At 72.5% G+C, this 13,776-nt stretch carries 10 protein-coding genes; 5 read left to right on the plus strand and 5 right to left on the minus strand.

The window, feature by feature from the left end:
• Window positions 1-118: 118 nt before the first annotated feature.
• Entirely contained in the window at window positions 119-1,366 is a 1,248-nt protein-coding gene (gene dxr, locus OG589_RS26685; protein ID WP_405140524.1) for a 1-deoxy-D-xylulose-5-phosphate reductoisomerase, read from the minus strand.
• A 324-nt stretch (window positions 1,367-1,690) separates the two neighbouring features.
• On the opposite strand from dxr, the gene OG589_RS26690 reads away from it, so the two are divergent.
• Window positions 1,691-2,818 (plus strand): trypsin-like serine peptidase, encoded by a 1,128-nt coding sequence (locus tag OG589_RS26690; RefSeq protein ID WP_405140525.1) that lies wholly within the window; start codon window positions 1,691-1,693, stop codon window positions 2,816-2,818.
• Between the two features lie 51 nt (window positions 2,819-2,869).
• Window positions 2,870-4,009, plus strand: coding sequence for a trypsin-like serine peptidase (locus OG589_RS26695; RefSeq protein ID WP_405140526.1), 1,140 nt, complete (start codon window positions 2,870-2,872; stop codon window positions 4,007-4,009).
• Between the two features lie 73 nt (window positions 4,010-4,082).
• On the opposite strand, the gene OG589_RS26700 is transcribed toward OG589_RS26695, so the two are convergent.
• The gene (locus OG589_RS26700) at window positions 4,083-5,510 is read right to left on the minus strand and encodes an aldehyde dehydrogenase family protein (protein ID WP_405140527.1); all 1,428 of its coding nucleotides are present in this window, start codon (window positions 5,508-5,510) and stop codon (window positions 4,083-4,085) included.
• A gap of 270 nt (window positions 5,511-5,780) precedes the next feature.
• On the opposite strand from OG589_RS26700, the gene OG589_RS26705 reads away from it, so the two are divergent.
• A complete protein-coding gene (locus OG589_RS26705; protein ID WP_405140528.1) occupies window positions 5,781-6,383 on the plus strand; it encodes a TetR/AcrR family transcriptional regulator in 603 nt (200 codons plus the stop codon).
• Here OG589_RS26705 and OG589_RS26710 read toward each other — a convergent pair.
• Entirely contained in the window at window positions 6,380-7,858 is a 1,479-nt protein-coding gene (locus OG589_RS26710; protein ID WP_405140529.1) for a PucR family transcriptional regulator, read from the minus strand. The two genes, OG589_RS26705 and OG589_RS26710, sit on opposite strands and share 4 nt — an antisense overlap.
• Before the next feature lie 109 nt (window positions 7,859-7,967).
• Between OG589_RS26710 and gabT the strand changes: the two genes are divergently transcribed.
• Together gabT and OG589_RS26720 are read left to right on the plus strand one after the other, a co-directional pair.
• The gene (gabT, locus tag OG589_RS26715) at window positions 7,968-9,365 is read left to right on the plus strand and encodes a 4-aminobutyrate--2-oxoglutarate transaminase (RefSeq protein WP_405140530.1); all 1,398 of its coding nucleotides are present in this window, start codon (window positions 7,968-7,970) and stop codon (window positions 9,363-9,365) included.
• 171 nt (window positions 9,366-9,536) lie between these two features.
• Window positions 9,537-9,785 carry a hypothetical protein gene (locus tag OG589_RS26720; RefSeq protein WP_405140531.1) on the plus strand — a complete coding sequence of 83 codons (249 nt, stop codon included), beginning with the start codon at window positions 9,537-9,539 and terminating at the stop codon, window positions 9,783-9,785.
• Between the two features lie 66 nt (window positions 9,786-9,851).
• Here the strand turns inward: OG589_RS26720 and OG589_RS26725 are convergent, their stop codons facing one another.
• Together OG589_RS26725 and OG589_RS26730 are read right to left on the minus strand one after the other, a co-directional pair.
• The gene (locus tag OG589_RS26725; RefSeq protein WP_405140532.1) at window positions 9,852-11,090 is read right to left on the minus strand and encodes a saccharopine dehydrogenase family protein; all 1,239 of its coding nucleotides are present in this window, start codon (window positions 11,088-11,090) and stop codon (window positions 9,852-9,854) included.
• 283 nt (window positions 11,091-11,373) lie between these two features.
• Complete coding sequence (locus tag OG589_RS26730; RefSeq protein WP_405140533.1) at window positions 11,374-12,654, minus strand: extracellular solute-binding protein; 1,281 nt, start codon at window positions 12,652-12,654, stop codon at window positions 11,374-11,376.
• Window positions 12,655-13,776 lie beyond the last annotated feature (1,122 nt).

A 13,776-nucleotide genomic window follows, 5' to 3' on the forward strand; every position in this document is an offset into this window, starting at 1 on the left:
GTTCGGCGACGCGCTCAGACCTACCCAGTCTAGGTAACCGCGCCCACCATCGAGTTACGGATGTCGAGAAAGCCGTTTACCGGATCACGACAAGCTGGCGCCCAGCCCGCCGCCGCCCTTACCCGGCCGTCAGCTCCCGGGCCCTCGCGCGGGCCCAGGCGTCTGCGTCGAGCACCTCGGCCACCGAGCCGGCGGGCGACACGGTGTGCTTGCCGACGACGGCCGCGATGGTGTCGACGATGCCGAGGAACGGCAGCCTCCCCGCCAGGAAGGCCTCCACGCAGACCTCGTTCGCCGCGTTGTAGACGGCCGGAGCCGTGCCGCCCTGGGAGCCGACGTGCCGGGCCAGCGCCACCGCCGGGAACGCCTCCTCATCCAGGGGCTCGAAGGTCCAGGTGTGGGCGGTGGTCCAGTCGACGGCCTTGGCCGCGCCCGGCACCCGCGAAGGCCAGCCGAGGGTGAGCGAGATCGGCAGCCGCATGTCGGGCGGGCTGGCCTGCGCGATGGTCGAGCCGTCCACGAACTCCACCATCGAGTGGATGACGGACTGCGGGTGGACCACCACGGTGATCCGCTCGAAGGGGATGTCGAACAGCAGGTTGGCCTCGATGACCTCAAGGCCCTTGTTGACCAGCGTCGCCGAGTTGAGCGTGATCACCGTGCCCATGTCCCACGTGGGGTGCTTGAGCGCCTGCTCGGGGGTGACCTCCCCCAGTTCGGCCCGCCTGCGGCCGCGGAAGGGCCCGCCGCTCGCCGTGACGACGAGCCGCCGCACCGCCTCCGGGTCGTACCCGGACGGGCCGGCGGCCCACAGGCACTGCGCGAGCGCCGAGTGCTCGGAGTCGACCGGCAGGATCTGGCCGGGACCGGCCAGCCGCTTCACCAGCGGGCCGCCAATGATGAGCGACTCCTTGTTCGCCAGCGCCAGCACTCGCCCGGCCTCCAGCGCGGCGAGCGTCGAGGTGAGCCCGACCGCTCCGGTGATGCCGTTGAGGACGATGTCACAGGGCCAGGCGGCGGCCTCGGCGACTCCCTCGGAGCCCGCCAGGATGCGCACCGGCCCGATCGCCTCGCGCAGCGCGGGAACGGCCCGCTCGTCGGCGACGGCGACCACCTCCGGGCGGAACCGCTCGACCTGGCGCGCGAGCAGGTCGACCTGCCCGCCGCCCGCCACCAGCCCGGCCACGCGGAAGTGCCCCGGGTCGCGCTCGATGACGTCGAGCGCCTGCGTGCCCACCGATCCTGTGGAGCCGAGCACGACGATCGATCGCGGCTCGGCCGGGCCGGGGAGTGACACCGGGCCCACGAGATCCGCGGGGCCGGCGGTGCCCGCCAGGTCGGCCGCGTCTGCGAGAGGGGTCTGCATGCCCCCATTATCGCGGCGGCCGGCTCCCCCCGCCGTGCGCCCGCCCGTCCGGCCCCGTCCGTACGCGCCACCCGCTCGCGGGCCGGTTTCCGTCACCACAGCGACGGGTGGGAAAGCAGCAGCTAAATGCCCGAATCCCGCCATACCGGTCTCTGCGAATCGCGAGAAATGCGGCATTCGGCCCTACTACCTTCCCGCGTCAGGACATGGCACCCGATCACAGCGGGAGCCGGGCACGAGCAAGCACCCAGCGCGCCACCCCACGGGCACGAACGGCCCCCGTCGGCGCGTGCCCGGTGAGCCGCGACGAGCACGGAGGACCGCATGCATCGCAAGGCACGACGTCTCTTCCCCATCCTGGCCATATCGCCCCTGGCGGCGGCGGGGATCCTGCTGAACGCCCCCACAGCCGAGGCCGCGAAGCCGCCGGCCGCGCCGCGGCCCGTCGTCCACGACGCGGCCGACACCAAGACCGAGCAGCGCGTCGTGAAGCAGTTCTGGACCCCCGCGAAGATGGCCGCCGCCAAACCCCTCGACCTGGTCAGGTCGCGCGCCGGGCGCACGACCACCGCGCCGAGCGGGGGCGGGCTCACCGTCAAGCCCCTGACCCCCGGCGCCAACGCCGTGAAGCGCGCCGACGCCGCGCCCACCACCCCGCCCCCGCCCGTGGTGTCGGGCTCGCCCACCCCCTCCCCCAGCCCCTCGGCCTCCCCCAGCCCCTCGGCCTCCCCGGCCGCCACCCCGGCCACCCCCGCGCTCGCGGCCCGCTCGACGGGCGCCCCCTGGACGGGAGGCGGCACCATCGTCAAGACGGAGGGACGCGTCTTCTTCACCTACCAGGGACGCAGCGCCTCCTGCTCGGGCACCGCGGTCACCAGCGCCAACAAGAGCGTCGTCCTCACCGCGGGGCACTGCGTGAAGCTCGGTGGCGCCTTCCACACCAACTGGGTCTTCGTCCCCGGCTACAGCGCCGGCAGCCGCCCGTACGGCACCTGGGTGGCCACCAACCTGCTCACCACGACTCAGTGGAACGCCAGTGAGGACATGAACTACGACGTGGCCGCGGCCGTCGTGGCCCCGCTGAACGGCGAGCGCCTCGTCGACGTCGTGGGCGGCCAGGGCATCGCCTTCAACCAGGCGCGCGGGCAGCAGATGTACGCCTTCGGGTACCCGGCCGCGAGCCCGTACGACGGGTCGAAGCTGATCTACTGCGGCGGCAGGGTGTTCGACGACTACCTGATCTCCACCGACCAGGGGCTCAGCTGTGACATGACCGGCGGATCCAGCGGGGGCGGCTGGTTCACGGGCTTCAACCGGAGCACCGGCGCGGGCACGCTGAACTCCGTGAACAGCTTCAAGTACAACTTCGCCCCGTACTGGATGTTCGGTCCGTACTTCGGGCCGGAGGCCCAGGCGGTCTACACCTCCGCCCAGAACCAGGACGCCACCTGATTTACCGAAAGTATCCGCGAGGCCACGTTCGGTAGTCCAGACTCGGGAGCCATGACCCCGATCCTCCCCCTGATCGCCGCCGTACCGCTCGTCGCCGGGCTGGTGGGCGTCATGCCCTCCGGCTCGATGGCGGCAAGCGGAGCCGGCCAAGCCGTCACGAGGAACGAGACCCCGTCTCTCACGTCGTCTCTCACGTCGACCGGCGTCGTCCAGCACGTGGCCGCCCGCACGGTGGCCGAGCAGCGCCGGGTGCTCGGCTACTGGACCGCCGGGCGCATGGCGCGGGCACTGCCCGGCGGGGCGCTGGGCTCCGTCACGAAGGTCGCCGAGCTGGCGTCCGGCGTGCTGCCCCTGCGCGTCACGGCCACGCGCGGCTCCACGGTGGCGCCCAGCTCCACGGCGTCCTCCGGTTCCACGGTGGCGCCCGTGCCGCCGCCCTCGTCCGCCGGCCGGGCGCCATCGGCGGTCCGGGCCTCCTCCGCCTCGGGCGCGAGCGCGCCCGGCATGAACACCAGCGGCGCGCGGTGGGCGGCCGGGGGCGCGGTGAAGCGCACCACCGGCCGGGTGTTCCTCACCCTGCGCGGCGTCGACTACGTGTGCTCGGCGAGCGCGGTGCGCAGCCGCAACCAGGACGTCGTCGTCACCGCGGGCCACTGCGCCAAGGACGGCTCAGGCACCTGGGCGGAGAACTGGACCTTCGTGCCGGCCTACGAGCCGGGGCGCCAGCCGTACGGCGTGTTCACCGCGCGGCGCATGTTCGTCCCCGAGCCCTGGTCAGAGAGCGGCGACGACAGCTACGACCTGGGCATGGTCGCGGTCAACCCCTCCGGCGGGAGCCATCTGAACGAGGCGGTCGGCGGCCAGGAGATCGGCTTCAACGTGCCGCGCGGCGGGCGCGCCTTCGGATTCGGCTTCCCCGCCGACCCGCCGTACGACGGCCGGCGCCTGATCTACTGCGCGGGCGACCTCCACCACGACCCGCACAGCCAGACCCGCGACCAGGGCATGCGGTGCGACCTCACGGCCGGGTCGAGCGGCGGCCCGTGGCTGAGCTCGTTCGACCCCGCCACCGGCCAGGGCGTGCTGACCTCGGTCAGCAGCTTCAAGTACAGCGACGACGACGGCACGATGTACGGCCCGTACTTCGGCGACCAGGCCAAGCGGCTCTTCGACACGGCCCAGCGCGCGTGAGGGGAGCCGAGCCGGCCGAGAGCTCTCCAGGCGGTCAGCGACGGGTGACCGCGAGGAGAGCCCCGCGCGGCACCTACAGGGTGAGCCCGGTGAGCACCATCACCTTCTCGTAGGTGAAGTCCTCCATGGCCGAGCGCAGGCCCTCGCGGCCGATGCCCGACTCCTTGACTCCCCCGTAGGGCATCTGGTCGGCGCGGTACGACGGCACGTCGCCGATGATGACCCCGCCGACCTCCAGCTCCTTGGCGGCGCGGAAGGCGACGTCGATGTCGCGCGTGAACACCCCGGCCTGCAGGCCGTACTTCGAGTCGTTGACCGCGGTGAACGCCTCGTCCACCGAGGCGACCGGCTGGATCACGAGCACCGGGCCGAACACCTCCTCCCTGATGACCTTGGCGTCGTCCGGCACGTCCGCGAGCACGGTCGGCGCGACGGTGGCGCCGTCCCTGGCGCCCCCGGCGAGCAGCCGGGCGCCGCCGGCAACGGCCTCGGCGACCCACTGCTCCACCCGCTCGGCCGCCTCCACCGACACCAGCGGCCCGACCTGCGTCTTGTCATCGGCCGGGTCGCCGACGACGAGGCTCTCGACGGCGGCCACGAGCTTGGCGGTGAACGCCTCGACCACGGACTCCTCGACGATCACCCGCTGGACGGCGATGCAGCTCTGCCCGGCCTGGTAGTTGGAGAACAAGGCGACCCGCGTGGCCGCCCAGTCGAGGTCGGCGTCGGCGAGCACTACCGCGGCGGCGTTGCCGCCGAGCTCCAGCGTGACGTGCTTGCGCGGCACCTGGTCCTTGATGGCGTACCCGACCGGCCCCGAGCCGGTGAACGACACGACAGGAAGGCGAGGGTCCTCGACCAGCGCGCCCGCGCGGTCGTTCGGCACCGGCAGCACCGAGAACATGCCTGCGGGCAGGGCCGTCTCGGCGAGGATCTCGCCGAGCAGCAGCGACGAGAGCGGGGTCGCGGGGGCGGGCTTGACGATCACGGGCGCGCCGACCGCGATCGCCGGGGCGACCTTGTGGGCCACGAGGTTGAGCGGGAAGTTGAACGGCGTGACGGCCAGCACCGGCCCGTACGGCTGGCGCGACACGTACGCAAGACGGCCGTTCGCGGCGGCCTCGGTGTCGAGCCGCTGGACGTCGCCGCTGAAGCGCCGGGTCTCCTCGGCGGCGAAGCGGAAGGTCGCGACCGCGCGGCCGACCTCGCCTCGCGCCCAGAAGATCGGCTTGCCGTTCTCGGCGCTGATCAGCCGGGCGATCTCCTCGGCGCGCTCGGACAGGCGCCGCGAGACGTGGGCCAGCGCCTCCGCGCGCACGTGGATCGGCAGGGCGGCGGCCTCCTTGCGCACCGCGTGCGCGGCGGCCACGGCCTGCTCGACCTGGTCGGGGGAGGGCACCGAGCCGATGCCGACGACACGGCCGTCATGGGGGTTGGTCACCGTGAGCTCTGCCTCGCCCGTGGCGGGCGAACCGGCGAGCCAGAAGGGGCGTACGTCCATGTCCCCGACCGTATGCCACCAGGTCGCCGGGGGCGCTACTCCAGTACGGACAAGCGGCGGCCCCCACCGCTACATTCCGCATAAGGCACCTATTTTCCCCTTTCTGTAACGGACATGCCGCAATTTCGGGATGTTTTCTGGTGCGGGACGGTTTGAAGGACTCCGCACGTGGTTAAGTCACCATGGGGTCCAAGCGGGATCCTTTGGGGAGAAGGGGCTAGGTAGCTCATGGGTTCGCCGGCGCCGCTTGGCCTCCAAGGGGCGTACGCATTGGGGAGCCAGACTTCCCAGGACGAGCTGCGCGGCCGTCTCATCAACGTGGCCGGAGAGCTTCTGCTCACCGACGGGCCCGACAGCCTCACCGTGCGGCGCATCGCCACCGAGGCAGGGTGTTCGACCACGGTCGTGTACACCATGTTCGGCAACAAGGAGGGCCTGGCGGAGGCGCTCTACCTGGAGGGCTTCGAGCGCTTCCGGCGCAGGCTGGCCGCGGTCCCACGCCACCCCGACCCCCTGGAGTACCTCACCTCCCTCGGCCCGGCGTACCGCGACGCCTGCCTGGCCGAGCCCGGCTACTACAGCGTGATGTTCGAGAAGGCGATACCGGGCTTCGAGCCGAGCGAGCGGGCGCGCACGCTGGCGAGGGCGGCGGTCAACGTCCTCGACCGGGCCATCGCCGACTGCATCTCCGCCGGCTACCTGGTGCCCACGCAGCCCCGCAAGATCGCCGACTGCCTGTGGGCCGCCGCCCACGGCGCCGTCAGCCTCGAACGCGCCGGCCATCTCAGGGACGACCGCATCTACGCGTCGGTCACCATGGCCGCCATCAGCCGCTACCTGGTGAGCAAGGACTCCATTCCGATGACCCTCTAGCGGCCGGCGGCCGGCGACCCGGTGGAGCCGCCCGCCGAGCCCGCCGACAGGGCGATCCACAGCTCGGCACGTGAGGCCGGGTCGTCCAGGTCGCGCCCGAGCAGTTCGCCCACCCGCCGCATGCGGTAGCGCAGGGTGTGCCGGTGGATGCCGAGCCGTTGCGCGGCGGCGTCCCAGTGCCCGTTGCACGCGAGGTACGCGCGCAGGGACTCCACCAGGTCGGCCCGTGAGCCGTACTCCCTGAGCGGGGCGAGCAGCGAGGTCGAGAAGGCGGACAGCACCGCCGGGTCGACCAGCGAGACCAGCCCCTGACCCGCGAGGTCGGCGAACCGCATGAGCGGGGCGGCCGACGCGAGGGCCCGCTCCGCCTGGTCGAGACCGGTGGCCAGCTCCGCGAGCCCGACCGGCCCGCCCATCCCCACCCGCCCGGCCCCGGCGGCCGTCTCGGCGAGGCGGTCGGCGTCCTCCACCGCCGCGAGGGCGATCACGCGCGTGCCCCACGGAGCCGTGAAGCCCGGCAGCAGGTCCTGGAGCGCCTCCGCGTCGCGCGGCTCGCAGGCCAGCACCACGACGGGCCCGGCGGGCAGCCCGCCGCCGATTGCCGCGAGAACCCCCTCGGCGGCCTGCCGCTCCCCCGCCAGCAGCAGGCGCAGCACGGCCGAGCGCACCTGCCGCACGGCGGCGAGCCGGTCCCTGCCCTGTTCGAGGGAGAGGGTGAGCAGCGAGTTCGCGGTGTTGACCACGGTGTGCCCGACGGGCGAGAACGGCCGCTCAGAGCCGACGGCGAAGAACCCCCTGATGCCCCGCTGGTCCCCGAGCGGCTGCACGATGACGTGCTCGTACGGCCCGGAAAGCGCGAGGCTCGCGGGCGAGCCGGTGGCCCGCAGCCGGCCGAGCTCACGCCCCGCCAGGTGCGTGCCCTCGACGGCGCCCGCGCCCGCCGCGTGGATCACCGCTCCGGCCTCGTCCAGCAGCACGGCCCAGCCGTGGATCTCCCTGGCCAGCCGCTCGACCACCGCCCCCATGCCACCGGCCTGGAGCGCCGCGCGCGTCAGCCGTCCCTGCGCGGCGAAGGCGTTGCTGAGCTCGTCGTACCTCTCGGCGGCGAGCAACTCGCTGACGGCCTTGCCGATCGCGATGAACGGAGTCTCCCTGGGCACCTCGACCAGGGGAAGCCCGGCCTCCGCGGCGGCCTCGGTGAATTCGGGCGGCACGCTGTCATGCCCGAGCCCGACGCCGAACCCGAGCCCGGCCACCCCCCTGGCGACGAGCCTGGAGACGTACGGCCGCGCGTCCCGCGGGCCGAGCCGCATGCCGGTGGTCAGCACCAGCTCGTCGCCCTCAAGGAAGGGCGTGGGATCCTCCAGCTCGCTGACCGCCACCCAGCGCACCGGCCGGTCCATCGCGCCCTCCCCGGCGCGCACCCGCAGGCGCAGCGGCGCCAGCGCCACCACACGCCGTAAGGTCGGAGCCATTCCAGCCCCCAGGACAGTCGGTACTTGTACATCCTGGACAAGCAGGATGGCCATATTGTGCCATGTCGCCAGGTCGGCAGCCGGGCGCGGTGGCCGTAGCGTCGCAGGCATGAGCATCGAGCGTGACGTACACGAGCAGCCGGGCGTGGCCGAGCACCAGCCCATCACGCGAGGCGGTCCCTCGCTTCCGCAGGAGCGCCGCCTGGTCACCGAGATCCCTGGCCCCAAGTCGCGGGAGATGTTCGCGCGCAAGCGGTCCGCCATACCGCCGGGCATCGGCACCACGCTGCCGGTCTTCGTGACCCACGCGGGCGGCGGCGTGGTCGTGGACGCGGACGGCAACTCGCTCATCGACTTCGGCTCCGGCATCGCGGTGACCACCGTGGGCAACGCCGCGCCGCGCGTGGTCGAGCGGGTCCAGCGGCAGGTCGCCGACTTCACCCACACCTGCTTCATGGTCACGCCGTACGAGTCGTACGTCGAGGTCTGCGAGAAGCTCAACCGGCTCACCCCCGGCGACCACGAGAAGCGCTCGTTCCTGGTCAACTCCGGCGCCGAGGCCGTGGAGAACGCCGTCAAGGTGGCCAGGCACGCGACCGGCCGGCAGGCCGTCGTGGTGTTCGACCACGGCTACCACGGCCGCACGCTGCTCACCATGACGCTGACGGCGAAGAACATGCCGTACAAGCACCGCTTCGGCCCGTACGCCCCCGAGGTGTACCGGATGCCCATGGCGTACCCCTTCCGGTGGCCCACCGGCCCGGAGAACTGCGCCGAAGAGGCCGCGGCGCAGGCCATCGACATGATCAACAAGCAGATCGGCGCGGAGAACGTCGCCGCCATCGTGATCGAGCCGATCCAGGGCGAGGGCGGCTTCATCGAGCCGGCCCGCGGCTTCATGCCCGCCCTGGTGGAGTACGCGAGGGCCAACGGCATCGTCTTCATCGCCGACGAGGTGCAGACCGGATTCGCCCGCACCGGCCACCTGTTCGCGTGCGAGGACGAGGGCGTCGTGCCCGACATCATCTGCACGGCCAAGGGCATCGCGGGCGGCCTGCCGCTGGCGGCCGTGACCGGCAGGGCCGAGCTGCTCGACGCCGTCCACGTCGGCGGCCTCGGCGGCACCTACGGCGGCAACCCGCTGGCCTGCGAGGCCGCGCTCGCCGTGCTCGACACCATCGAGGCCGAGAACCTGGTCGAGCGGGCCAGGCAGATCGGGGACATCATGCTGCCCCGGCTCCGGGCCCTCGCCGAGCGCTTCGACGCCATCGGCGACGTCCGGGGACGCGGAGCCATGATCGCGATCGAGCTGGTCGTGCCCGGCACCAAGGAGCCCGACACCGCCCTCACCGGGGAGATCGTCAAGCGGTGCCACGCGGAGGGCCTGGTCGTGCTGACGGCGGGCACCTACGGCAACGTGCTGCGCTTCCTGCCCCCGCTCTCCATCCCCGACAACCTGCTGGAAGAGGGCCTGTCCATCCTGGAGAAGGCCATCTCCTCCGTTTAGGAACATCCCAAAAGGGGCACCCGGCTTGCTGCTGGGTGTCCCTTTTGTTGTTGTACGGCGCGCCCGATGCCGGCGATTTAACCCGTCCTTGACATCGGCCTAGTCGATCACAGGCGGTAATGGGGCTATAACGGTTCGGGTACGAGACACTCGATCACCAACAGGAGCGTGATGAGCTGGGATCCGACCGGAGCGGCACGGCTCAACCTGACGTTCGACCCAGAAGATCTCACCGGCCCGCAGCGCGACGGGGACGCCTGCGTGGTGTGCCACAAGAAGTGGCCCCGACCTCGGGTCCGTGTCGGCAGGCTTCCCGACGACGCCCCCGTCATGGCCTGCGAGGAGTGCGCCGAGGCGCTGCTCCCCGCGCCCCCCGCACCCCGGCGCAAGCCCTCCGCGAGGAGAGCGACCCTTCCCTGAGCGCCACCCCGGCGGGCGGTCCACCCGTCGTGGACCGCCGTCCGGCGCGGCCGGCGGTCACCGGGGTCACTGCTCGCGCATGCCCCAGGGCGAGCCGTACTCGTTCAGCAGGTCCAGGAACGGCACCGGGTCGAACGCCTCGGGGCCGAGCACGCCCTCGCCCTTCCAGGCTCCGCGCGCGAGCAGTTCCAGCGCGACGACGGGATGGACCGCCGTCTGCCACACGACGGCCTGGCAGCCGTACTCCCGCATCGACCACTCGTTGTCGACCACGTGGTAGAGGTAGACCTCGCGGGGCCGGCCGTCCTTGCCGGTGCCCTTGACCCACGTGCCTGCGCAGGTCTTGCCGCGCATGCGGTCGCCGAGGGTCGCGGGGTCGGGCAGGGCCGCCGCCACGACGTCGCGCGGCGAGACCTCCACGCCCTTGACCCTCATGGGCTCGGTCGAGTCGAGGCCGAGCTTGTGGAGCGTCCTGAGGACCCCGATGAACTCCTCGCCGAGGCCGTACTTGAACGTCACGCGCCGGGCGTTCACCCAGCGCGGCACAAGGAGCACCTCCTCGTGCTCGACGTTGACGCACTCCACCGGGCCGATGCCTTCGGGGAAGTCGAAGACCTCCGGCTCGCTGAACGGCTCGGTGGTGTGCCAGTCGCCGTCCTCCCAGATGACGGGCGGGTTGAGGCACTCCTCGATGGTCGTCCAGATGGAGAACGTGGGCGCGAAGGCCTCCTGACCGTCCGGGCCCTCGACCACGAGGTTCGCACCGTCGCGGACGCCGACCTCGTCGATGGCCGAGAAGAGGTGGTCGGCAGCGTACCTGGCGAAGACGTCGGCGAGGCCGGGCTCGACCCCCATGCCGACCAGGGCGACCCTTCCCTTGGCCTGCCACTCGGGCGACATCGCGAACTGCTCGTCGCCGAGCTTGACGCCGGTCAGCTCGTACGGCCGGGAAGGATGCGGCCTGGACAGGGACATCGCCATGTCGAGGTAGTGCGCCCCCGCGTTCAGCGCGGCCCGGAACAGGGGCATGTCGAACAGGGGGTCGACGGCGTTGAAGAGGACGTCGCAGCCGTGCTCGCGGAGCGCGGCCTCCACCGCGTCCTGGTCGGAGGCGTCGAGGCCGATCGCGCTGAACCGCGCGTCACCCCCGGACGCGACCTGTTCGGACACCTGTTTGGACACCACGGCCTCGGCACGTGAGCGGTCATAGTCGGCGACGACGATGTGTTCGAAGAAGTCTCGGCGGGCGGCGATCGGGACCACAGCGGAGCCCACGCCACCAGCGCCTACAAGCAGGATGCGCATGCCAGCGACCGTACCAATTGACTGGTCGACCATTCAACATGGGGGCGCGGGAAAACCGGGTTTCCTGCACGGAATCCGTTGCGAGAGTCACCTGACCCTGGCGAGAACGATGGCCGATGTCCGTCGCGGCTTCGGATCGGCGGACGGCTGTCAGAGGCGGGTGAGACAGAAGAGGAGGCGCTCCGGAGTCGGGGGGAGCATCCGGAGCGCCCCTCGCGGGCGCCACCCAGCGGGGGGACGGGTGCGCCCGCGGCTCTTCACCGCAGACTGAAGATCACCCCGGCTAACGCACGAGCTGCTGCCACCTGGCGGCCCACTCGGCATAGTCAGTGCATTCCCCGTGCCCGCCTCCGCAATCCCTCGCCGGGCGAACGGCAAAGCTGATCTTTTTGATCCACGCCTTGTCCTTCACCCGGTAGGCGTCGCACACCCTCCTGGCCCGTTCGGCGTGGCTGTACTTGCGGGACTCGTCGCCGCGGTAGCCGCACGCCGAGGGGTTGGCGGGGGCGAGGCCGTTCCACGCGGCGGCCTGCTGCTGCGCCGCCGGCGAGCTGATCCAGTCGAGCCACCGGTAGGCGCAGTTCGGGGCGGCGGCCTGCGCGGAGAGCATCCAGGAGTCCACCCAGCCGGTGGTCGGCTCGCCGCCCACCGCCTTCAACGGCCGGCCGGCCCTGCGCAGGATGTCGAGCTGGTACGGCAGTGCGCGCCCGAGCCGCACGGACGCCCCGGCGAAGCCCTGCAACGCGTCGATCGGGTCCTTCCAGTACGTACGCGCACCGTGGCCTCGACCGCCGACGAGCGCGACCGCCGCGTCGAGCTGGGCGGGGGTGAGCTCGAACGGGTTCTTGACGCCCAGCGCGGGCCGCCGTTTCCTCAGCGCGAGAGCCGCGTCCGCGATGGAGAGCGGGCTGTCCCTCAGCATGATGGGGCCGGGATCAGAGTAGAGCGCGTCCCCCTTCGCCGGCCGACCCGTGGCGCCGTCGTAGAGCGTGACGTACGACCCCCACAAGTACGGGACGCCGTACACCTTGTCGCCGTCGACGACGGAGCGCTGGGACCGCAGCCACTCGGGAATGTCGTCGTAGTGCGGCACGAGCGAGGTGGTGAGGGGCGCGACCTTCCTCTCGGCGATCAGCCGCCCCGCCAGCTCGGGAGGCGCGGACACGACGTCGTAGGAGGTCTGGGCGAGCAGCTTGTCGAGCTGGTCGCCGGTCTGGGGGAAGCGGAGGTTCACGCGGCAGCCCGTGTCGTCCTCGAAGGGCCCCACCCAGTCGAACGCGGGGTCGCTCCCGCCGTACTCGGCGTACCCGCGCAACGTCAGCACCGTGACCGCGCCCTCGCCCGGCCCGAGGGCCCTGCGCGAGGGGGTCGGCGCGGGGGTGGGGGTCGGCGACGGGGAGGCGACCGGCGCCTGCGACCTCGCGGCCGTGCTCGGAGCCGTGGGCACGGCGGCGATCTCGGCGGACCGGGACACGCCCCCGGGCGCGGCACACGCGGCGAGCGCCACGAGTGCCGAGGAGAAGGCACCCGCGAGACCGGCCCGAGATCGCCCCAACTTGATCACGCCAGCCCCTCGCCTTCACCGTCTCCTCCGCGAGCCTACCGGCCCGCGCCGGCCGGGGGCCTGCCATGAGCCCATACGGCTGAAGGGGTGCGCGCCGCATGCTGCGCACACCCCTCCGGTCTATCTCATCCGCCGGACGTCAGAGGCGATCAGCCGCCGCAGACGGAGTAGACGACCGGGTAGCCGTAGCCCGAAGCTCCGCCGCACGGCGATGCCGGGACCGCGGTGAGCGGAACGACGAGACCGGCCGGGAGACCCACGATCGGCACAAGGCCGCCGGTCGGGGGCGCCTGGGGAGTCGGGACACCGATGCTCGGTCCCCCGGTCGCCTGGCCGGTCGTGGTGGGAGCGGGCGGTCCGGGAGGACCAGCGGGGCCCTGCGGTCCTGCCGGTCCGGCCGGACCCTGCGGACCTGCGGGACCGGGAGCACCGTCGATCCCCGGAGCACCGGGAGCGCCATCGATCCCGGGCGGACCCTGCGGTCCTGCCGGGCCTGCCGGACCGGGAACACCGTCGATCCCCGGAGCACCGGGAGCGCCATCGATCCCGGGCGGACCTGCCGGTCCTACGGGACCGGGAGCACCGTCGACTCCGGGCGGGCCCTGCGGGCCAACGGGACCGGGAGCACCGTCGACACCGTCGATGCCGGGAGCACCGTCGATCCCGGGCGGACCCTGCGGGCCGGCGGGACCGGGAGGACCGTCGATGCCGGGAGCACCGTCGATCCCCGGAGCACCGTCGACTCCGGGCGGACCCTGAAGGCCGACCGGACCAGCCGGACCTGCCGGACCGGGAGCACCATCGACCCCGGGAGAACCTGCCGGACCGGGAGCGCCGTCGACCCCGGGGGGACCCTGCGGGCCAACGGGACCGGGAGCACCGTCGATACCCGGTGCGCCGGGAGCGCCGTCGATGCCAGGAAGCCCCTGAGGACCTGCGGGACCCGCCGGACCTGCCGGCCCCGCGGGACCCGCCGGGCCGGGAGCGCCGTCGATCCCCGGAGCACCGGGAGCGCCCTCGACTCCGGGCGGACCCTGAAGGCCGACCGGACCAGCCGGACCTGCCGGACCGGGAGCACCGTCGATACCGGGAGGACCTGCCGGGCCCGCCGGGCCGGGAGCA

Source organism: Sphaerisporangium sp. NBC_01403 (assembly GCF_045040145.1).
Classification (GTDB): domain Bacteria; phylum Actinomycetota; class Actinomycetes; order Streptosporangiales; family Streptosporangiaceae; genus Sphaerisporangium; species Sphaerisporangium viridialbum.